Origin of the sequence: Streptomyces sp. Ru62 (genome assembly GCF_002920615.1) — a bacterium.
Classification (GTDB): Bacteria; Actinomycetota; Actinomycetes; order Streptomycetales; family Streptomycetaceae; genus Streptomyces.
In genome coordinates this window covers 171,711-190,985 of record NZ_PQSU01000006.1, presented here as the reverse complement: position 1 = coordinate 190,985, position 19,275 = coordinate 171,711, and the positions used below count along the sequence as shown (strand labels likewise).

Below are 19,275 nucleotides of genomic sequence, written 5' to 3'. Positions count from 1 at the left end.
TTGCCTCCGCCCGGGCGGGACAGGCGCGGGCGGGGATCATGTGCTGTAGTGCCGCAGGATGCTGGTGCCAGGCGGGACGATCCGGTCGATCTGGTCGCCGACTCCGGTCGGCAGGGCCGTGCCGACGCCGTCGAGGTACGTGTCGAGCTGGCCGACGGTCCGGGCGCCGATCAGGATCGTCGACACCAGGGGCCGTGCTGCCAGCCAGCCGAGCGCCAGCTGCGGCAGCGTCAGGCCGTGGGACGCCGCCACGGCGCCAAGCCGGGACGCCGCCTGGGCTCCGGCGCGCAGACGCCGTTCATGTTCGGTGCCCCAGCGCCGAAGACGCCCCGACACGGCCGGATCGGCGTACTTGCCGGTCAGCAGGCCCTCCCCGAGGGGGCTCCACGCGGCCAGGCCCATCCCCCAGGCGCGTACGGAATCCGCCGCCGCCACCTCCACCTCGCGTTCCAGCAGGCTGTAGGGCGCTTGATCCAGGACCGCGGGTGGCAGTGTCTGGGCGCGCAGGGCGCGTTGCAGCCGGTCGATCTGGGGACCGCGGAACGTGCTGGTGGCGATGTACCGGACCTTGCCCGCCCGGACGAGCGTGCCGAGCGCCGACGCGGTCTCCGCCTCGGGGACGGACGGGTCGGGCCGGTGCAGGTGGAGCAGGTCGATGTAGTCGGTACCGAGCCGTCGCAGGCAGCCGTCGACGGCCCGGAGCACGGCTGGGGCGGACAGCCCGCGATCCCGCTCGTCCGGACCGAACGGTGCGAACACCTTGGTACCGATCAGGACCTCGTCGCGGACGGGCTTCAGAAACGCCCCGACGACGCGTTCGGACTCACCGGACCCGTAGTTGTTCGCGGTGTCGAAGTAGGTGATGCCGTGGTCGAGCGCCCGCTTCATGAGGGTCCTGGCCTCTTCGGCCGGGGTCTCCCAGCCGAAGAGCCAGGCGCCCAGTCCGAGCCGGCCCAGGTCGAGAGCGGGCGGCCGTGCCTGCGCGGGCACCGGACGCACCCTGGCCTGCCGCTCCGGGGAAGTCACGGTGTCACCGCCCGTACGACGGGCGCGACGTCGACGGGGACGCCTCGCCCATGTCCCGACCGCTCGGCAGCGACACCTGCGAGGGAGATGTTGAGCGAGAGTTCCAGACCGATGTCGGGCGGGCGGTTCGCCAGTTCTTCGACGAAGCGGCGCAGCATGAGCCGTTCCGGCTCGAAGCCCAGGCCCCACAGGTCGCCGTACATCGCGGCCGGGTCGACGGGCCGGCTGCGCCACCCTCCTCGTTCGCCGTCGGCGGGTGCGCTGTCGAAGACGCGCAGCGGTCCGTCCCAGGTCCCCTCGGGGTCGCTCTCCACGGCCCATTCCTCGGCGACCACCGTCCAGCGGGTCAGGGGTCGGGGGGCCAGGCCGCTGTTGGCGGTGAAGAAGACCGCGCCGTGGTTGGTCTCCACCAGCGCGCTGGGCATCAGCGCACCCTGGGCCCGGCTCACCCGGCCGAGCGGGTCGAGGGCCACGACGCGCCGGGCGTACTGCCCGGTGGCGTACAGCAGCGGGCCCAGGCCGTGGGTGATGTAGCGGGCCATGGCGTAGGTGTCGCGCCAGCCGCCCGGGGCGAGGCCCGTGTCCATCTCCAGGTAGTGGCCTTCGCCGCCCAGGACGGTGACGGGTACGGCGTCCGGATCCGCGTTGTCGTCGATGAGTCGTCTGATCGACTGCACGGCGGGCAGGTAGCAGAACGACTCGGCCATGGCCGCCGGCAGCCCGGTCCGGGCGGCGGCTTCGGCGACGGCCTCCGCCTGCTCGCGGGTCTCGACCATGGGGCATTCCACGAGGACGGGCAGACCGTGGTTCAAGGCCGTGACGGCGTCCCGCGCGTGGCACCGCGGAGGCGTCGCGATCACGGCGAAGTCCGCCGCCACCGCTTCGAGCGCCTCCGTGAGCGTGGCGTACGCGGGAACCCCGGGGAACTCCCTGAGGAAGGCGGACACCGCCACGGGCGACGGATCGCACACCCCTGCCAGGCCCACGTCGGGATGGCCTCGCAGGGCCCGCGCCAGCATGGAGCCTCGCGGTCCCGCGCCGACGACGAGGCACGTCGGTGTCCCGCTCCTCATACGGTGTCCTCCTTCTGGGTCGGATGACCGATCACCGACAGATGCCGGTCGAGCATGGACCGGAAGGAGCGCAGCCAGTTGGTGCGGAAGTCGTGCTCCCGCCGGGCCCGCTGCCACGCCGCGCGGCTGAGCGCCGCCCTCTGCGCCGCACTCAGTTCCGTGACAGCCGTCAGCATCGCGGCGGCGTCGGCGGTGTCGCGGCCGGTGGCGACGAGGCCGGTGACGCCGTGCTGGACGAGCTCCGGATAGACCCCGGTGGGCAGCACGGCGACGACCAGGCCCTCGCCGTTGTTCATCAGCGCGGCCTCCACGGGTGTGACGGAGGCCGCTTCGCGCTCGGACAGGAACGCCGCGCACAGCGTTCTCGGCCACTGGCACAGGGCCGTCAGGACATGGTCGTCCTGGCCGTGCAGGAGCACGGCCGGCGATCCGGTGCGCCGCACGTGCTCCTGGAGGTCCGGGTAGGGACGAGGGTTGAGAATCACCGGGACCAGCCGGTGCCCGGTCAGGCGGGCGGCGTCGACGAGCCGGTGGAACCCCTTCTCGGCCACCCCGCGGCCCCAGCTGATCACCAGGTCGCGGTCGGTAGGGATGCCGAGCCGGCGCAGCAGCGCGGGGTCCGCGCCGCCCGGCGCGAACTTGGCGGCGTCCGTTGGCACGCCGGCGCGGGCGAAGAGGGTCTTGTCGTCGGGTATGCCGTACACCTGCTGGTACTGGCGGCGCATCCAGTACGACTCCCAGCCGATGGACACCCGGGGGTCCGAGCGGGCCAGGTGTCCCATCACCGAGTCGGCGTAGGTCTCGGGCAGTTCGGCGTCACCGTCGGGCCGCAGGACCGGGTTGTGCGTCATGTGCACGTAGCTCGCCCGCATGCCGAACTGGTCGGCCGCCCGTACGACGAAGCGTGCGGCCATGGCGAACATGCTCATCCCGGAAACGACGAGGATGGAGTCCGCCTCCCGGCCGACGGTGAGCGCTGCCTGACCGGCGGCCGCGCCCAGGGCGACGCAGTGCTCGAAGTGGTCGACCTCCCAGCTGTGCGCCCGCGGGTCGGCCAGGGGGTGGTAGCGCACGGCACCAGGGCGGACGTACCGGTCGAGGGCCTGGGCGAACTGCCGCTCGTCCAGGCCCGCGCAGTCGGCGCGTTCGGCGACGTGCCACTCCACGTGGACGTCGCGCTCACCGGCGAGCCCGGCGGCGTCGTCACGGGCGTCGAGGATGTTGTGCACGTACCGGGCCACCCCGCCGTCGACCTGCCGGAAACCCTCGTTGGTGAGGAGAAGGACGGCCAGGCGGTGGTCAGGCATCGAGCTCCTTGAGGGCCGCGTCGAAGCCGTGCCGGTACAGGAAGGCCACCACGAGCCGGTTCATGCCGATGCCGCAGCATCCACTCCACAGTTCCTCGCCCTCGGCGGTGATGCGGAAGCTCTCGGTCTGGTGGGTGCCCTCGGCCGAGCAGCCCGAGATCTCCCGCAGGTCGAACCGGTCGTCGAAGTGATCGGCCCAGCCCGGCCGGGCACGGTCGGGACGGCGGCTGCTGAGCGGGACCTCGATGTCCTGGACCGGTACCTCGTCGGCTGTCCGGGCGTCGTCCTGCGCCTGGACGAGGGACGGGATCTCCATGCAGCCCTCGGCCGCGACCACCTGCCAGCTCAGACCCCAGCCGGTGAGCAGGTCTGTCAGGGTGCGGCGGACCTGACCACGGGTGGCGCGCACCTGCTCGCGCGTGCCGAAGAAGACGTGCTCGACGCGGAGGAACTCGCGGGCCTTGATGGGTCCGTCCAGGTCGGCGCTGTACTCGTTGCGCCAGGTCCAGCCCCCGAGGGTCTCCACGATGCGCAGCGGCAGCTCCTGAGCGGACAGCCGGCGTCCGCGCATCAGGTGGTAGAGGCTGATGCACTGGACGGGGTCGAGGATCTGGTCGCCGCCGGGCCCGGCCGGAACGAGGAGTTCGGGCGCGTACTGGCTCAACCGGAAGTTGTCCAGGGCCTCACGGGGGATCAGGCGCGGGAAGAGCCACTCCTCGAAGCCGTTGTCGTAGGCGCGCTGGAGTATCTCGCTCTGCAGACGGCGCAGCAGGCGCACCCACGGGGCGCGGTAGACGTACTGGCCCTCCGCGAAGTCCTCGATCCACTTGCGGTCGAGGGCCTCGGCGACGACGTCGCCGCCGTGCAGGTCACCGAACTCGGACTGGTCGAGGATGGTGCCGAGCTTCATCAGACTGTCTCCTTGTGTGAGGCGGGTCCGTTCTCGCGCCGGGCGGCACCGGTGCGGCGAAGGTGCAGCACGGTCGAGGCGGCCTCCCAGAGGTCCGGGGCGTAGTGCAGTCCGGCGATCAGGCTGGGCCGCGCCGGGACACGGGGGGTGAGCAGTACAGCGGTGCATCCGGCGTTCAGCGCCGCCTGCGCGTCGGTGGGCCGGTCGCCGACGAAGTAGCTGCCGGCGAGGTCGACCGACAGGCGGGCCGCGGCCCGGCGCAGCAGCACGCTGGAGGGCTTGCGGCACCGGCAGCGCTGCCGTGCCGTGTGCGGGCACACCCAGACGCCGTCCAGCCGACCGAGCCGGCGGTGCAGCCGGTCGAGCGTGGCGGGGTCGAGCAGTCCCCGGGACAGGTCGGGCTGGTTGGTGACGACGCCGATCAGGGCGTCGGCCGCGCGCAGCCGACCGAAGCACTCCTGCACGCCCGGCAGGGCGGTCCACTCCTGCTCGTGGCGCGCGGAGGTCCGCCGGCCGCCACGCCGGACATGGGCGTTGAGCGTGCCGTCCCGGTCGAAGAACACGCCCCATCCACGGCTCCCCGCGGGCTCGGTCAGGTGTTCCACGGGGTCACCGACTTCCATCCCGCCGGGGTCGGCACGCGGCTGCATCGCTCCGCACCCGTCAACCGCAGCAGCACCGTGTGCCGCGGAAGCACGCCGGCGAAGAGCGCCGGGTCGGTGAAGGCCGGATGTTCCACCGTCAGCACCACGCAGTGGGCGCCGGCTGCGGCCTCGGTGAAGGTGGTGTACCGGTGCACCTGCCGGAGGTCCGCGGTCTCGGCGACCGGGTCGTAGGCGGTCACGGTGGCACCCTGCGCGTCCAGTTCGCGGGCCAGGCGCAGCGCGGGGGAGCCGCGCAGGGTGGACACTCCAGGTTTGTAGGTCAGGCCGAGCAGGCAGACCGTGCGTCCGGCCACGCCGTCGAGGATCCTGTCCAGTGCGGCCAGCGGGGCCAGGGCGTGGACGGCGTTGGCGTTCACCAGCGCACGGAACAGGCCGTCCCGGCCGATGGGTTCACCGTGTTCCACCAGAGCACGCACGTCTCGGTGCAAGGTGGCGCCCGCGAAGGGTTCGCCCGGACGCAGCGGGGCCCGGTCGGCGACGCGCTGGTCGGCGCGGACACCGTCGAGAACGGTCACCGGGTCGGCACCGAGGCGGCCGGCGATGGTTCCCAGGTCGTTGGCGAGCGTGATGCACAGGGCCAGGTAGGCGTTGGTGCCGTGCTTGACCAGCTCCGCCTCGACCAGCCGCATTTGCAGTTCACGGCCGGAGTCGAGCAGGTCCAGCAGAGCGCGCACGGCCTTCGGCAGATCCGGAGCGTTGCAGCCCACGACAGTGCGTGCGGGGTGCATGAAGTCGGTCACCGCCCGGCCCAGGCGCAGGTTCTCCGGGAGGTGGACCAGGTCGGGGCTGTCGGCGGGCAGTCCGGCGTCGGCGAGGGCGGCGTCGCACGTACCGGCGCGGAGCTGGCTGGCGGCGACCACGGGGCCGGTGCGGTGGGGACGTGCGAGCAGGTCTCGCAGCATGGTCGCGGGCCGGCTGTCGGTGACGCTGCCGTCGGCGGCGGTCGCGGTGTCGTACGCCACCAGGCTCAACTCGGCGCGGTGCAGGATCCGGGCGGCCTGTGCGTCGTCGAGCACCGGTCGCAGGGTGCCCCGCTCGCGGGCGGCGGCGAGGAGCTCCGCGACCCCGGGTTCCGCGCCGCAGCGGTCGCCGCGGGCGAGGGCCTCGAAGGCGTCGTGGTCCGGTGTGCCGAGGGCGTCCGGCCGCACGTGGACGGTGTAGCCGAGTCGGGTGAGCCCGGCCGCGGCGACCGACGCCAGGTGCCAGTCGCCGGCCAGGAGGACGTCAGACATGCGCCGTTTCCCTCAGCTGCCGCCGTACCGCCTCGCGGATGGCCTGGTCGGAATCGCGCGAGCTGTGCCAGCCCAGGGCGTGGGCCCGGGACAGATCGAACTCGACGACGGGCACGTCGCCGGGCCAGCCCCGTTCGCCTCCGCCGTAGACGATCTCGGCGTCCAGACCCAGTTCCTCCAGCACGATCTCGGCGATGCGGGTGACGGTGACGGTCTCGGCGGAGCCGAGGTTGACGACCAGCACACCCGTCTTGGCCGCGTCCGACAGGTCGACGATGCCTCGGGCGCAGTCCTCCGCGAGGAAGTAGTTCTTGCGCTGGCGTCCGTCGCCCAGGACGTGCAGGCACGTCGGGTCCTCGCGCAGTTTGTGGAGGAAGTCGTGGATGACACCGTGGTTCATACGTCCGCCCACCACGTTGCCGAAGCGGAAGATGGCGGCGCGGAAGCCGTACAGGTGGCAGTAGGCGGAGATCAGCGCCTCGGCGCCCAGCTTCGCCGCGCCGTAGACGGATATCGGCAGCATGGGCCCGTGGTGCTCGGCCGTGGGACGGTGCTCGGGTTCGCCGTAGACGGTGGAGGACGACGAGAAGACGATGTGCCGGACGTCGGCCCGGCGCATGGCCTCCAGGACCGAACGGGTCCCGAGGACGGACTGCTCCACGTCCACCCAGTTGTCCTCCAGCCCGACGCGCATGTCGACGCTGGCGGCGAGATGGATGACCCGGTCCACGCCGTCCGCCATGGTCCGGGCCAGCCGGTCGGTCTCCAGGACGTCCAGCGCGTGGACGACGGCGGCACCGCTGCGCTCATGGAGTTCGATCCAGCGGCGTGTGGTGTTGGAGAAGTCGTCCACCACGACGACGGGCGCGTTGCCGGTGGCCACGAGGTGGTCCACGACGTGACTGCCGATGAAGCCGGCACCGCCGGTCACCAGGGTGCGGGGTCGGGTCATCGGCTTCCTCCGTCGGTGAGGGCGAGGCACAGGGCGTGAGCCACGAGCAGGTGAACGGATTCGATGCCCGGGGTGGCGAGCGGCTCGTGGTCCAGAGCGACGTTGATGTGCACGTCGGCGAGGTCGGCGGTGGCTCCGCCGTCGAAGCCGGTCACGGCGATCACCGCGGCACCCTGCTTGCGGGCGTGGCCGGCCAGTTCGACCAGGCCGCGCGAGACGCTGCCGTCACGGGCGCCGCCGTGCACCGAGAAGAGCACCACGGCGTCGCGGGCGCCGGGGTGACTCGGCAGCCAGGGTTCGGCCAGGTGAGCCAGGGCCAGGCCCGGGTCGTCGTCGTTGGTCCAGGCGGTGTGGCAGGCGATGTTGTCCAGCAGGGCGACGGCGCGCAGATGCGGTTGGTGCGGGGAGCGGGTGAACTTCGTCAGGTCGGCTGCGAAGTGGGATGCGGTCGAGCTGGAGCCGCCGAGTCCGGCGGCCAGGACGACGCCGCGCGTGGCACGGCACTCGGCCAGCACCCGGGCGGCGGCGGCGAGCGCCGTCGTGTCGAGACCCGCCGTGACGGCGGCGGCCGCGTCACGCAGAGCGGCGATGCTGGTCAGGTTCATGGGATCTCCTCGGTGACGGGGGTCCAGCAACCTGTTGCGGTGGAGCGGTAGGCGGCCTCGACGAGGGCGAGGGCACGCCGGCCGGCCGGATCGGGAGGCGGCGCGGGGCGGTGAGCGACCAGCTCCCGGAAGTGGGCCCACTCCGCGGTCCAGGATCGGTCGGCGCCGCGGAAGCGTGTGATGTGCGCGCCGAAGGGTCCTTCAGCGCGCCGTTCCACCGTCAGGGTCTGCTCGCCGTAGGAACCGGTGAGTCCGTCGATCCGGACGGTGGCCCGCTCGAAGGTGACCTCGAACAGGAAGCGGTTGTGCCACTGGCTCAGGCTGCTGCGGACCATCGCCACCTGCCCGGTGGCGGATCGCAGCAGCAGGTGGGCGTCGTCCTCGATGCCGGGAGGCAGACCGAAGGAGTGCTGGGTGTGGGCGATGACGTCGTCGACCCGCCACAGCAGGGCGTCGACCAGGTCGAGCAGGTGGATGCCCTGCTCCATCAGCTGCCCGCCCGACACGACGGCCGGGTCGGCGCGCCACTCGTCGGCGTAGCCGTCGCGGATGCCGTACCCGTACACGCCGAGGGCGGACAGGGGCGCGCCGTAGGCGCCGTCGGTGACGATGCGGGCGAGGGCGCGGACGGCGGGATGGAAGCGGTGGTTGAATCCGCAGTGCAGCACCTTCCCGTGGGCACGGGCCGCAGCCTCCATCCGCGCGGCCTCCGCGCTGTCGCGGGCCAGGGGCTTCTCGCACAGGACGTGTTTGCCGGCGCCGAGCGCCGCGACGGTCGCGGCGAGGTGCGTGTCGGGCGGTGTGGCGACGATGACCGCGTCCAGCCCTGGCTGCGCGAGAAGCTGGTCCCAGTGGCCGAAGGCCCGCGCTCCGAAGGGCTGCGCCTGCGCGCGGGCCTGGTCAAGGTCGGGTGCCGCGACGCCGATCAGTTCGTCCTGCGGGTCCAGTGCCCGGATGCGCCGCCCGCACTGCAGGCCGGCCCCCATCACGCCGACGCGCATGGGTCCCCCTCGGCTCGGCTCGCCTCTTCCGTCAGCACCGTGCCGTCCAGGCCCTTCCGTGAGACGCGCAACGGGACGCGGGTGAGGGCCAGGGACTCCAGGAAGGCTCGTGCGCGGTCGGTGCGCGCGGGGTCGGCCGCGATGAGCAGGTGTCCCCCGCCGCCGGCGCCGATCAGTTTGAAACCGGAGATTCCGTCGGCTCGGGTGGCCTGGGTGAGCCGGCGGCACACGGGGTGGTCGGCCGCGGGGTTGGCGGCGACCTTGCGGGCCCAGTGTGCGCGCAGGGTGGCGCCGACCTCGGTGATGTCCCCGCTGAGGAATGCCTGCTCGGTGAGGGCTGCGGCGGCCACCGCCCGGCGGTGGCGGGCGGGTGTGACCTCCGGGGCCGCGGCCAGCACCCGGGAGGCGTCGCGGGTGCCGGGGATGCGGTAGAGCATGAGGCCGGTGTCGATGAGCCGGGTCAGCGCGGTGAACAGGTCGGGGCTGTGGGTGGCGGTGACGGACCCGTCGGGTGCGAGGTGGATGCGGGGGGTGCCGCCCAGTGCGGCGGCCCAGGCGTCCTGCTGACCGACCGTGCGTCCCAGGACCTCGCGTTCGAGCCGGAACGCGAGTGCGGCGACCTGGTCCGGGTCCAGGGGCCGGCCGCTCCAGCGTGCCAGCGCGTCGACGAGGGCCACGCAGTAGGCGCCGGAACCGCCGAGGCCCGAACCGGGCGGCACGGGCGAGCCCACGGCGATGCTCGGCAGGCTCGTCAGCCCCAGGACGGCGGCAGCGGCGGCGGGGTAGGGGTGGTGTGCCGACCGGTTCGGCGGTGACAGGTGGTGCCAGTCGGCGCCTTGGGCGTTGAGCACGGCGAGGGCACGGGCCGGCCGGTCGGCGACGCAGACGTGAACGCGGTGGGTCACGGCGGCGGCCACGACGGTGGTGGGGCCGTGCCGGTAGTACTCGGGCAGGTCGGTGCCTCCGCCTGCGATGCTGATGCGCATCGGCGCGCGGCTGAGAACCGTGGTCACCAGGATCGTCCCTCGGCTCGGGAGTGGGCGGAGGACGGCCCGGGGGGCGGTCCGGTGAGGGCGGCGCAGGCGTGTCGCCAGCGGTCCGGGGTGCCGACCTCGATGATGGGCTCGTCGCAGATCCAGTGGGTCAGCCGGCGTCCGGCAGCGAGGGCACCGAAGAAGGGAACGTCGCTGTCTCCGGCCTCGGACCGCAGCGCGCTGCGGCGCAGGAACCGGACGCCGCGGTCGATGTACGGCAGGGCGGGCCCCTTGGCGTAGCGCGTGATCCACGGGCCGGCGATGCTGACGTTGCCCTGGTCGCGGGAGCGCGATTCGGGGGCCACCGCCATGACGGCTCGGGCCCGCGTCCGGTGCAGGGTGCGGGTGAGGACCTCATACAGATCCGCCCGGTCCGGTGGCAGCACGTCGCCCAGGACGAGCAGGAACTCCTCGTCGAGGTGGGGCATGGCCTCGCGGAGCGCGCCGACGGGGCCGGCAGGCGCGGCTTCCACCAGGACGTCCACGCGAGGTGGTGCGGGGCTCCCGCCGGCTCCGGGGCAGGGGAGGGGCGGTCGCCACGCACGGGCGAAGTCCCTGACCTGTCCGGCGGCGTGTCCGGCGAGGAGAAGGACGTGGTCGACGGGCGGGCGCGCGGCCCGGTCCAGGACGTGGCCGAGGAAGGGACGCCCCGCCACCGGCACCGTGCACTTCTGCCCGGCCCCGGTCACCGAGGCCATCCGGGTGCCGATGCCACCGCACAGAACGACCAGCTGGCTCATGACCGGCCCACCGCCTGCCGGAGTTCGTCGGACAGGGCGTCGATGACGGCTTGGACGTCCTCGTCCGACATCGCCGGGAAGATCGGGAGCGACAGCAGTCTCGGGTAGCTCCCGTCGGCGACGGGGAACGCGGCGGCGGCGGAAGGCAGTTGATCGCGGTAGTAGCTGAACTGGTGCAGTGGCCTGAAGTGGACGCTGGTCCCGATGCCGCGTGCGCGCAGCCGGTCGGCCAGGTGGTCGCGGTCGACGCCCCGGGGCACCTGGACGACGTAGAGGTACCACGAGGAGGCGTCGTCCGTTGTGTCGGCGGGCGGGAGCAGCAGCCGGGTCGGGGCGAGGCCCTTCGCATAGCGTTCGGCGATCGCACGCCGGCGCTCCCGCAGCGCGTCGGAGCGCTCCAGCTGGCAGCGCAGGATCGCCGCGGTGACGTCCGGCATGTTGTACTTCATGCCGGCTGCGACGACGTCGTAATGGGGCGCCCGCCCGCCGTGGTGCCGTGCGAACGCGTCGCGGTCGATGCCGTGGGCGCTGAGCACCCGGGCCTCGGCCGCCAGGTCCGCCCGATGGCAGACCAGCAGCCCGCCTTCGGCGCTGGTCAGCGGTTTGGTGACGAAGAAGGAGAACGCCGCCGCGTCGGCGAGCCGGCCGGGCGTCGCCCCGTCGCGCTCGGCCGGCAGGGCGTGGGCGGAGTCTTCGATCAGGGCCAGACCGTGTTCGTCGCACAGCGCGCGCAGGGCTCGGACGTCGGCCATGCGGCCGGCGAAGTGAACGGCCATCACCGCGCGGGTGCGTGCGGTGATGTGCCGCCGTACCTGCTCCACGTCGACGGTGAGCCGGTGCGGCTCGACGTCGACCAGCACGGGGGTGGCACCCGCGTGCACCACGGTGGCCGCGGACGCCGTGAAGGTCACCGTGGGCACGATCACCTCGTGACCCGGGCCCACTCCGAGCGTCAGGAGCGCCAGATGCAGGGCCGCCGTACCGGAGTTGAGCAGAAGGGCGTGCTCCACGTTCAGGTACCGGGTGAGCAGCCGTTCGGTGTCCCGCGCGACAGCGCCGGTTCCGATCCAGCCGGAGCGCAGCACCTCGGTGACGGCGGTGACCTCCTCCTCACCGAGCAGCGGTGCCGCGAACGGCACGCGTAACAGCGGATCGGTCATGCGACCAGCCCCTCGGCGTCCGTCGCGAACTGACGGGCCATCACCACGCTGGGCGGACTGTCGAGCCATTTCCCCAGTACGGCCGGCGGTACCGTCACGACGTCGCAGGGGCCACCGAGGGCCGCGGTGACGTCACCGGGCTCGCGGATGCTCCCGACGATCAGCCTGGTTCCGACGCCCGTGACGGCGCGGCGTGCGGCGACGGCCCGGACGACTTGGGCGGGGTCCTCTCCGGCGTCACGTGTACGGCACCACAGGACGCTCAGGTAGTCGGGGGCGAGTGACAGCGCGGCGTACAGTTCGGCGAGCGAGGTGCAGACGGTGACGTTCACGCTGACCCCGGCCTCCCGCACGCGTCGGATCAGCGCGGCTCGGCGCCGTCCTTCCGACGTCACGAAGGGGATCTTCACCCGGACCCGTGGATCGAGAGCGGCCAGCTCAATGGCCTGTCGGAACGCCACCTCGTCCTGTTCCGAAAGGACTTGAGCGTGCACTTCGGCCGGTGCGTGTCCCAGGATGCCCTTGATGGCCGTGGACACCGACGTGGCGCCGGCTCTGGCCAGGATGGTCGAGTTGGTGGTCACTCCGTGGACGACCCCGGTTTGCAGCCAATCGGTGCAGTCCTCATCTCTTGCCGAGTCCAGGAACAGCAATTGATCCACCTTGATCAGTCGATTTAGCTTGCTCGTTGCGCAATTTATCGACAGTGCTATGCAACTACAAGAGGTCGTGCAGGCGGGAGCTCGCGAATGCGTGCATGGAGGGGAGATAAACAGGTCATTATCTGACAAATAACCATCGATAAGCCGCGATCGGCCTCGACATGTATCGACCTGTCACCGGATCATGATCCAGCGCATTTTGATCAAGAGGATCGAGCTCTTGCAGTGATATGCAAATAACTTGCGCGGCGCGCAACGCCCTTGGTTGGGTTGTGCCGATGAACATCACAGACCTCTTCGACGTACTGGACGCCTTGCAGTCGGCCGAGACACCCTGCTGGGTCGCCGGCGGATGGGGGGTGGACGTCCTCGTGGGACGGCAGACGCGCGAGCACCGGGACGTCGACCTGGCCCTGGACGCGGCGAAGGAGACGGAGGCACTGCGGGCACTGGAAGCGCTCGGGTACTGCATCGAGACGGACCAGCGACCCGCGCGCGTGGAACTCGCGGCTCCCGGGCGGCGCTGGGCGGATCTGCACCCGGTCGTCTTCGACGACGAGGGGGTGGGCCGGCAGGCCGACCTCCAGGGCGGCTTCTTCGTGTACCCGCCCGACGCATTCGTCACGGGCACGTTCCAGGGCCGCTCGATCCCGTGTCTTTCGGTCTCGCAGCAACTCGCCTTCCGCTGCGGTTACACCCTCCGGGACGTCGACCGCCACGACATCGCGCAGCTGCAGGGGCTGAGCGGCCGGAGGCAGGATTGACACCTGTCCGGCCGACCCGGTGAACGATCGGCGGCTTCGCCGGAGGGCCACCGGAGACAGCCCGGTGCCGGGCGACCGTTCAGCGGGGTGAGCTCGGGGGAACGAGTTCTCAGCTCCATGCCGAGGAAGCCGGGGCGTCCCTCCTGCCTGTCACTGCACCCGCCGCGCCGGTCCCGGGCAGTGGGCGATGCGGAGGCAACGGAGGGGTTGTGGGAAGTGGTCGGGGCAGCCTCGTGACGCGCTCGTCGCGCGCAGCTCGTCCAGGGCCGTCAAGCAGCAGATTCGGGGCGCGTGGAAATGCAGCGTCCCGGTGGTACGGGGGAGACCACCGGGACGGCGACATCCAGCTTACGCAGCACTTGGCCTGTGTGCGGGGAGTGCAGGGAATGTCGGGGCGATGCTCTTCACGGGGGCCGGGTCGGCATCGTCTCCGGGCGGCCGCCCACCAGGGCGGAAAGCCTGTGCGGCCGCTGCCACTGTCCAGCCCCGGAGCACCAAGGCGTACGCCGACCGACCGCTGCCCTCGTACGAAAACGTCGCGGTGAGAGAGCTCTCGGCCGTCATGCCGCCCGGGTCGCGCTCGGTTTCACTTGGTCGCTTCGACCGCTTGGAGGAAGATGTCCACGACCTCGTCGGGGTGAGAGAGCATGACCATGTGCGAGGAGTCGATCTCCACGAAGTCGATTCCGGCACGGCGGTAGCCGAAGCGCTGCACATCGGGATTGATGGTGGTGTCGGAGGTGGAGACAACCGCCCACGCGGGGTTCGTCTTCCAGGCCGCGGCGGTCCCCTTCTCGGCGAACGCCAGACCCGCCGGCGACGCTGCGACGAGGCCGGCACGGCGGCGAGGTCGGGGTCCACGTCGGCCGCCACGACCTCGGGGAACTTGTCGACGTCCACGGTGACGTCAGGGTTCTTCTCGTCGTAGTCCGCCAGTGGCGACGGTGTGTGGACGAGGGCGGCGCCCAGCTTGGAGTCGGGGAAGCCGCCCTGGAGCTCACCCAGGCTTTCGCCCTCCTCCAGCGCGTACCCGGAAAGCAACACCAGGGCCTTCACGTTGTCCTCGGTCCCGGCCATCGTGATCACGGCACCGCCGTAGGAGTGGCCGACCAGGACCACCGGACCGCCGACACCGCGCACGACGGACGCCACGTACGCGGCGTCCCCCCGGAGGCTGCGGTCGGGCACGCCGGGAGCGATGACCTTGAGCCCGCGCTTTTGCAGCCGGGTGGTGACGGGGGCGTACGAAGAGGCGTCCGCGAATGCTCCGTGGACGAGAACGATGGTGGGATCGGTCATGGCAAACTTGTCGTCAGGCCGCCGACACTGGCGAGCCCATCCACGGCAGCACACGGAGATGGTGGCCGTACGGGCTGGACCCGGACGGTTCGCCCACTCCTCCCTGGCAGTGAACAGGGCACCAAGCCAGCAGGCCTGCACTCGAAGACTGGCTCAGAACAAGGTGTCGGTGTTCTCGGTGGGTGACGGGGCCGGCGTGCGGGTGCGGCGGGGACGCTCGGGCTCGGGGTCTTGGCCTTTCCCGAACAGTGGTTGTGTTCCGCACTCGTCGGGCACGGCGGGGACGGGTCGGCACTGGGCCGCGTCGACCAGGTCGAGCGGGGCGCAGTCGTCGAAGTCGGCGCGCTGCATACGGGTCCAGTCGCGGCCCTGGGGTATGGCGGTCACGGGTGGTCTCCTGTCTGCGCTCGGGGGCCGGGGGTGCGGGCGGTGCGCCTTGGTGGCATGTCGGTGTCCGGGTCAGTGCGGTGCGACGCTTGCGTCGCACGGTGGGCCGCACAGGCGATCGCCCCTGCGGTGACGGTTGCGGCCGCTGTCGTCCTCCTCGATGCCGTGTCACGGTTGTCGTCGCCCAGCGCGCCGGCCCGGGCTGTCTCTTCATCCTTCTGCCCACACAACGGTCCCCGGATTGCGCCTCACCGACGACGTACGGGTACCTGCGTGGTCCCCCTGTCCCGGGCATTTCCGCCGCCGACATGCATGACAGCCTCAGCCTGGAACCGCTCGTGCGCGGGATCTCGCCCATCCGCTCCGGACGCGGCCCGCGCCGCCGACGCCCGGCCAAGCTCCGTGCCGACAAGGGCGTCGCACGCCTGGAACTGCCGGACGAGGCAGGCCTGGTGTCCGCCCCGGTGGCTGCCGACGCAGCACGCCACCACGACCAGACCGCCGAGGTCCGCGCCGGCAGATGGTGTCGCGCCGCCCCGACCTGTGCCTGCCCTTCGTCACCCGCACCGGCGAGGTGTTGCCGCTGGAGCTGCGGGCGAGCACTGCCGGGATCCCCGTCCAGCGGGTCCTTCTCCCGTAACGGCCGGCTCCGAGCGGGCTCCTGCGTCAGTTGCAGAGACCGGCCAGCCCAGGCATCAGGCGTCCTAGAGGTCGTGTTACGCGTCGGCGCGGCCTGACCGCGCTGCCCGGTCTCTGGAGCGCCTGGGGAGGAGAGCAGGAGGGGCACGGTGCTGTTGCGCCAGGGTGTTGCGGTAGACATTGCGCAAGGAGACCGCCTGCGGCGGTCACCTGAGGCCGCTCCGGTCAGTCGGACGACCGCCGTCCTCGCGCACGGCGACCCTGTCAACCGGTCAAAGTGCCCTGGTGGAAGTACATTCGCCAGCCCGTCTCCGTCAGGCGCCACAAAGAGCTCCGCCATGCTCGACGGCCCTGGTTGTCGGCGAAGTACGTCAGATGAACGACACCCGGAGCAAGGACGACGCCAGACATTTCACTGACCTTGACCGGAGACTCCGCAGACACCGAGCCGCCGCTCGTCACCGTGAGGACCGACTCGACATCCCATCGGCGTCCAGAGGCCCCGAACTCGGTGAACTCCGGGTCCAGGAGCTCCAGAACCCGGGCTGGGACAGCTCGCACCTCAGGATCGAGAAGCCGCATCTCTCCGGCGATGGCCGCCTGTACGGCCTGCTCATGGTCATCATCCGCCATGCCGGAATCTTACGAACACAGCAGCCCAGGCAACACCCTTCGCTCGGCCGTGACCATCAATGAGCAAGATCCACTTTGCGACAGACCCTAGCTGGACCGTACGCCGAGCGCCGCCTGAATCACACAGCGGCGTTCGTCGGCGATGGACAGCGATGGCCAGGACGCGCCGGGGCCGATCGCCAGGCGGGTGCGATCGCGGGCGAGGTCCAGGAGCGTCGGCACCGGCCCGTCCGTGCACAGCTGTCCTGCGGAACGAGTCTTGCACTTTGCACCTTCACCTCGCGTGCGAGGTTGCGTGGTGCGGTCGGATCTTGCATACGACTTCGGCTTTGGCTTCGGCTTTCGCGGGACGGGCGTTGACCAGATCGGCACTGTGGCAGAGTCCTCCTCATGCGGATACCCAGACCGAGATACGTTGCTGCGGGCCTTCTCCTGGGCACTGCCTTGACCCTGACCGCCTGCGGCCAGGAGCACACAGGACCGACGGCGGCCGGCCCCGGCTCCCCTTCACGCAGCGGCTCGCCCGTCGGCCCGGCACGCGGCAACGTGGAGCCCGACTCCCACGACGGGGCCCCGCACTACCACGAGAACAACGGCTTCAAGATCCCCAAAGAGATGTCCCCCGCCAGTGAGGAGGCCGCCCGCGCGGAGGCTGCCCGCATCGAGCCCGTCCTCAAGCGGCTCTGGACGGCCAAGACATGGGATGCCGAGAGTGTGCGCACGGCGCTGCTCAAGCTCGGCTACCGAAATGGGGGTCCGGACAGTGAGCAGGGGCGCGGAACGCTCTTCGTGCAGGCCCACGACCCCGGCACCAACCCAGGTAGCACCATCGCCCTCAACGTCCGTCACGATGCCTGTGTGACCGCGTTCGTGCAGTCGACCAACTACCAAGTCCAGGTCAACGGCCGGTTCCTGGAAACGGGCTGTTTCGAGCCGCGCGGCGGCCACTGAGCGTGTGGGGGGTCGCCTACGTCGTCGGCGACCCCACCCACACGGACCGTCAGCCTCTCCGACACATCGAAGCGATCATGGACGCCGTCTACACGGAGGACTTGACCCGAGCCTTCCCCATCAGCCCGCAGGCGACCACCGGCTGGTCAAGCATGCCGAGACGGCACGGTCCGCGAATCGCAGCCTTTGACGAGGCGGTCACCGCCTCCCTGACCTGGACCGGAGAGCCTCGTGACACAAGAAGGCTCACTCACTATGACAGGCGCTAGCACGTCCCGCTGGACGAGACCTTCATCGACCACGCACGCGCACACCAGTGGACTCCACCCGCACTCGCGACTGAAGACCTCATCGAGATTGCAGACACGTTGGAGGCGCTCGATACCGAAGACTCTCGGGGTGCACAGGGCCGGCGGTTTCTACTGACCGTTCAGTCGCCTGGTCACTGGGTCGAGTGTCGGCCAAGGAGGACCCTCGCGCAGCAAGCGCAGGAACTCCTCTCCGAATCGCCTTCCACTCGGAAACTGGTCGCCAAGCTCCCAACGCCACGCGGCGACCATCGCGATAACGAGCTGACGGCACTCGTCCAGCAGTCCTTGGTCAACGCTTGGGTAGTGCTCGCAGACCGCCTCGGGAGCATGGGCGAGATCGAACTCGACGGGTCCACGGCAGCACGTCTCAAGGTCGATGAACAACGGGCCGTTCTTCGTGCTGAGCACATTGCCTGGATGGGGCTCGCCGTGGAGGAGCTGCTCCACGGCGCCGCGGTCACTGATCGCTCGTCGCAGGCTTGCCAGCCTGCTGCTGAGGAACACGCGGTCCGCGTCGGCGAGCTCCGGCGAGCGATCCGGGTCGGCGACGACTTCTTCCGCCTCCGTGATCCGGTCCGTGAACCTCGGGCTCGGCACATCGACCTTGCGCATGCCGGCGTGCAGCTGCGCCAGCGCCTTGGCGTAGTCGGCTGGTGAGGTGTGGGGTGTGACGGGCTCGTAGTAGGTCCACAGCGTCACTGCGAAGCCCTCGCGCGTGTGCACACGCGGGTCCGCCCGAGGCTCCAAGGGACACACCGGGCATCCGACCTCGGTGAGCCTCTGAGCAAGCTCGACTTCGAACTGTGCAACCTCTTGTCCCACAGGGGCGACCCGGGCAAAGACGTCGCATGGCGTCAGCCGCAGCGCCAGCTTGTTCGAGTTGTGGAGAACGATTGCATCATCGGCTGACAGGCCGAGCGATGCGGCGACCGAAGTCGCAGCCGCGATCGCACGCGTGACATCGGTCATCTCCACCCTCGAATACTGGCACAGATGAGCGAGGACGATGCCAACTTATCGTGGCCAAGCGCCAACTACCGTGGCGCGGCACAAGCCGATGCTCGCCTGTTCGCGCTCTCGGCGACAACGAGCACGCCGAATGTGCCCGCTATCCTGCCTCGGCTCAGCGAACCGGATTCCCCAATGGTCTCTACGGCACGGCGAGGGTGCAGCGGTGGGGACGACACTGCCCCTGGCCGCGAGGTGGGCGCGCGTCATCCCGCGTACCGAGCGGACGCACGAGTGGATCCTCATGGTCGAGGAACTGCTGGCAGACGCGGTCGAGGACGAGCACGCCGGCGACCAGTCGCTGAAGGCGGCTGCCGAGCGCATGGCCGCCGCCGCGCATCCGAATATCGGCACGATTCGGGCCACACGGCCGGCTGCTCGCCGCCTCCCGCCCGCTCGTCTACGCCGTCGACCTCGACCAGGTGAACTCCCAGGACTCGGCCGCTCACGGCGGGCCGCGGCTGGAGCGCGCGGTGCTCGATCTCGTCGCGGCGGGCACGGACGCAGGCGTACACCTGGCCGAGCGCACCCGCCGGCTGGCCCCGGTGGCCGCGGTCGACGGACGCTGCACGATCGGCTGCTCGCCGCCCACCTGGCCCCCCGCCCGCCGAGGGGCTGCACGAGCAGGAGTGGTGGCAGCAGGCCCCCGTGCTCGCCGTGCGCCTGGTGGCCGACGAGCCCGCGCCCGAGACTGCCCGCCTCAGCCGTTCATCCACGCCGGGACCGGCATCGCGTCCCGCACGACCGCCCACTCCGCGTCCGACATGTCCGAGGGATACCGACACTCGCGGTCCGGATGGTCACCCGCGTTCCCGAACCGGTGCGCGAGGCAATCACACGATCGTGCACCCGAGTTGGACGCCACCAGCACGGGACCGAAAGGCTGCACCACAGGGCCTCCTGACCAGGACGTTCG

Annotated in this window: 19 protein-coding genes and 2 pseudogenes; 3 read left to right on the top strand and 18 right to left on the bottom strand. The window is 71.1% G+C overall.

All coding sequences use genetic code 11. The features are described from left to right. Positions 1 to 36: 36 nt before the first annotated feature. Genes C3492_RS44565 through C3492_RS10590 form a run of 13 tightly spaced genes read right to left on the bottom strand, consistent with a single transcriptional unit; the run spans position 37 to position 12,367 of the window. Positions 37 to 1,026, bottom strand: a complete 990-nt coding sequence (locus C3492_RS44565) for an aldo/keto reductase (RefSeq protein WP_181140309.1) — start codon at positions 1,024 to 1,026, stop codon at positions 37 to 39. After that, complete coding sequence (locus C3492_RS10645) at positions 1,023 to 2,099, bottom strand: Gfo/Idh/MocA family protein (RefSeq protein WP_103811469.1); 1,077 nt, start codon at positions 2,097 to 2,099, stop codon at positions 1,023 to 1,025. The genes C3492_RS44565 and C3492_RS10645 overlap by 4 nt, the downstream gene beginning before the upstream one ends. Beyond that, on the bottom strand, positions 2,096 to 3,406 hold the full coding sequence (locus C3492_RS10640; protein ID WP_103811468.1) for a glycosyltransferase: 1,311 nt from the start codon (positions 3,404 to 3,406) through the stop codon (positions 2,096 to 2,098). The genes C3492_RS10645 and C3492_RS10640 overlap by 4 nt, the downstream gene beginning before the upstream one ends. Next, positions 3,399 to 4,316: an aminoacyl--tRNA ligase-related protein gene (locus tag C3492_RS10635; RefSeq protein WP_181140308.1), complete on the bottom strand. Its 918-nt coding sequence runs from the start codon at positions 4,314 to 4,316 to the stop codon at positions 3,399 to 3,401. Before C3492_RS10635 ends, C3492_RS10640 begins: the two co-directional genes overlap by 8 nt. Beyond that, positions 4,316 to 4,921, bottom strand: a complete 606-nt coding sequence (locus C3492_RS10630; RefSeq protein WP_181140307.1) for an HAD-IIIA family hydrolase — start codon at positions 4,919 to 4,921, stop codon at positions 4,316 to 4,318. The genes C3492_RS10635 and C3492_RS10630 overlap by 1 nt, the downstream gene beginning before the upstream one ends. Further along, positions 4,909 to 6,213, bottom strand: a complete 1,305-nt coding sequence (locus C3492_RS10625; protein ID WP_103811465.1) for a UDP binding domain-containing protein — start codon at positions 6,211 to 6,213, stop codon at positions 4,909 to 4,911. The genes C3492_RS10630 and C3492_RS10625 overlap by 13 nt, the downstream gene beginning before the upstream one ends. Continuing rightward, entirely contained in the window at positions 6,206 to 7,165 is a 960-nt protein-coding gene (locus C3492_RS10620) for an NAD-dependent epimerase/dehydratase family protein (RefSeq protein WP_103811464.1), read from the bottom strand. The genes C3492_RS10625 and C3492_RS10620 overlap by 8 nt, the downstream gene beginning before the upstream one ends. Next, positions 7,162 to 7,770: an SIS domain-containing protein gene (locus C3492_RS10615; RefSeq protein WP_103811463.1), complete on the bottom strand. Its 609-nt coding sequence runs from the start codon at positions 7,768 to 7,770 to the stop codon at positions 7,162 to 7,164. Before C3492_RS10615 ends, C3492_RS10620 begins: the two co-directional genes overlap by 4 nt. After that, on the bottom strand, positions 7,767 to 8,771 hold the full coding sequence (locus tag C3492_RS10610; RefSeq protein ID WP_103811462.1) for a Gfo/Idh/MocA family protein: 1,005 nt from the start codon (positions 8,769 to 8,771) through the stop codon (positions 7,767 to 7,769). Before C3492_RS10610 ends, C3492_RS10615 begins: the two co-directional genes overlap by 4 nt. Beyond that, on the bottom strand, positions 8,756 to 9,784 hold the full coding sequence (locus tag C3492_RS10605; RefSeq protein WP_103811461.1) for a hypothetical protein: 1,029 nt from the start codon (positions 9,782 to 9,784) through the stop codon (positions 8,756 to 8,758). Before C3492_RS10605 ends, C3492_RS10610 begins: the two co-directional genes overlap by 16 nt. Next, entirely contained in the window at positions 9,781 to 10,545 is a 765-nt protein-coding gene (locus tag C3492_RS10600) for an NTP transferase domain-containing protein (protein WP_103811460.1), read from the bottom strand. The genes C3492_RS10605 and C3492_RS10600 overlap by 4 nt, the downstream gene beginning before the upstream one ends. Further along, positions 10,542 to 11,705 (bottom strand): DegT/DnrJ/EryC1/StrS aminotransferase family protein, encoded by a 1,164-nt coding sequence (locus C3492_RS10595; RefSeq protein WP_181140306.1) that lies wholly within the window; start codon positions 11,703 to 11,705, stop codon positions 10,542 to 10,544. The genes C3492_RS10600 and C3492_RS10595 overlap by 4 nt, the downstream gene beginning before the upstream one ends. Continuing rightward, the gene (locus C3492_RS10590; RefSeq protein ID WP_181140305.1) at positions 11,702 to 12,367 is read right to left on the bottom strand and encodes a transaldolase family protein; all 666 of its coding nucleotides are present in this window, start codon (positions 12,365 to 12,367) and stop codon (positions 11,702 to 11,704) included. The genes C3492_RS10595 and C3492_RS10590 overlap by 4 nt, the downstream gene beginning before the upstream one ends. Before the next feature lie 278 nt (positions 12,368 to 12,645). Here C3492_RS10590 and C3492_RS10585 point away from each other — a divergent pair, with 278 nt between their 5' ends. Then, the gene (locus C3492_RS10585; protein WP_181140304.1) at positions 12,646 to 13,131 is read left to right on the top strand and encodes a nucleotidyltransferase domain-containing protein; all 486 of its coding nucleotides are present in this window, start codon (positions 12,646 to 12,648) and stop codon (positions 13,129 to 13,131) included. A 586-nt stretch (positions 13,132 to 13,717) separates the two neighbouring features. On the opposite strand, the pseudogene C3492_RS10580 reads toward C3492_RS10585, so the two are convergent. Next, positions 13,718 to 14,430 (bottom strand): annotated as a pseudogene (locus tag C3492_RS10580) (alpha/beta hydrolase). A gap of 153 nt (positions 14,431 to 14,583) precedes the next feature. Beyond that, positions 14,584 to 14,817: a hypothetical protein gene (locus C3492_RS10575; protein WP_103811456.1), complete on the bottom strand. Its 234-nt coding sequence runs from the start codon at positions 14,815 to 14,817 to the stop codon at positions 14,584 to 14,586. 272 nt (positions 14,818 to 15,089) lie between these two features. On the opposite strand from C3492_RS10575, the pseudogene C3492_RS10570 reads away from it, so the two are divergent. Further along, positions 15,090 to 15,233: pseudogene (locus C3492_RS10570) on the top strand (IS5/IS1182 family transposase); the annotation flags it as partial. Positions 15,234 to 15,720: 487 nt separating this feature from the next. Here C3492_RS10570 and C3492_RS10565 read toward each other — a convergent pair. Both C3492_RS10565 and C3492_RS45575 read right to left on the bottom strand, forming a co-directional pair. Continuing rightward, positions 15,721 to 16,089 carry a DUF4440 domain-containing protein gene (locus tag C3492_RS10565; RefSeq protein ID WP_181140303.1) on the bottom strand — a complete coding sequence of 123 codons (369 nt, stop codon included), beginning with the start codon at positions 16,087 to 16,089 and terminating at the stop codon, positions 15,721 to 15,723. 87 nt (positions 16,090 to 16,176) lie between these two features. Further along, on the bottom strand, positions 16,177 to 16,311 hold the full coding sequence (locus C3492_RS45575; RefSeq protein WP_258055604.1) for a hypothetical protein: 135 nt from the start codon (positions 16,309 to 16,311) through the stop codon (positions 16,177 to 16,179). Positions 16,312 to 16,533: 222 nt separating this feature from the next. Here C3492_RS45575 and C3492_RS10560 point away from each other — a divergent pair, with 222 nt between their 5' ends. Further along, the gene (locus C3492_RS10560) at positions 16,534 to 17,040 is read left to right on the top strand and encodes a hypothetical protein (RefSeq protein WP_258055603.1); all 507 of its coding nucleotides are present in this window, start codon (positions 16,534 to 16,536) and stop codon (positions 17,038 to 17,040) included. Positions 17,041 to 17,459: 419 nt separating this feature from the next. Here the strand turns inward: C3492_RS10560 and C3492_RS10550 are convergent, their stop codons facing one another. Continuing rightward, positions 17,460 to 18,320, bottom strand: a complete 861-nt coding sequence (locus C3492_RS10550; RefSeq protein ID WP_103811454.1) for a phosphotransferase enzyme family protein — start codon at positions 18,318 to 18,320, stop codon at positions 17,460 to 17,462. Positions 18,321 to 19,275 lie beyond the last annotated feature (955 nt).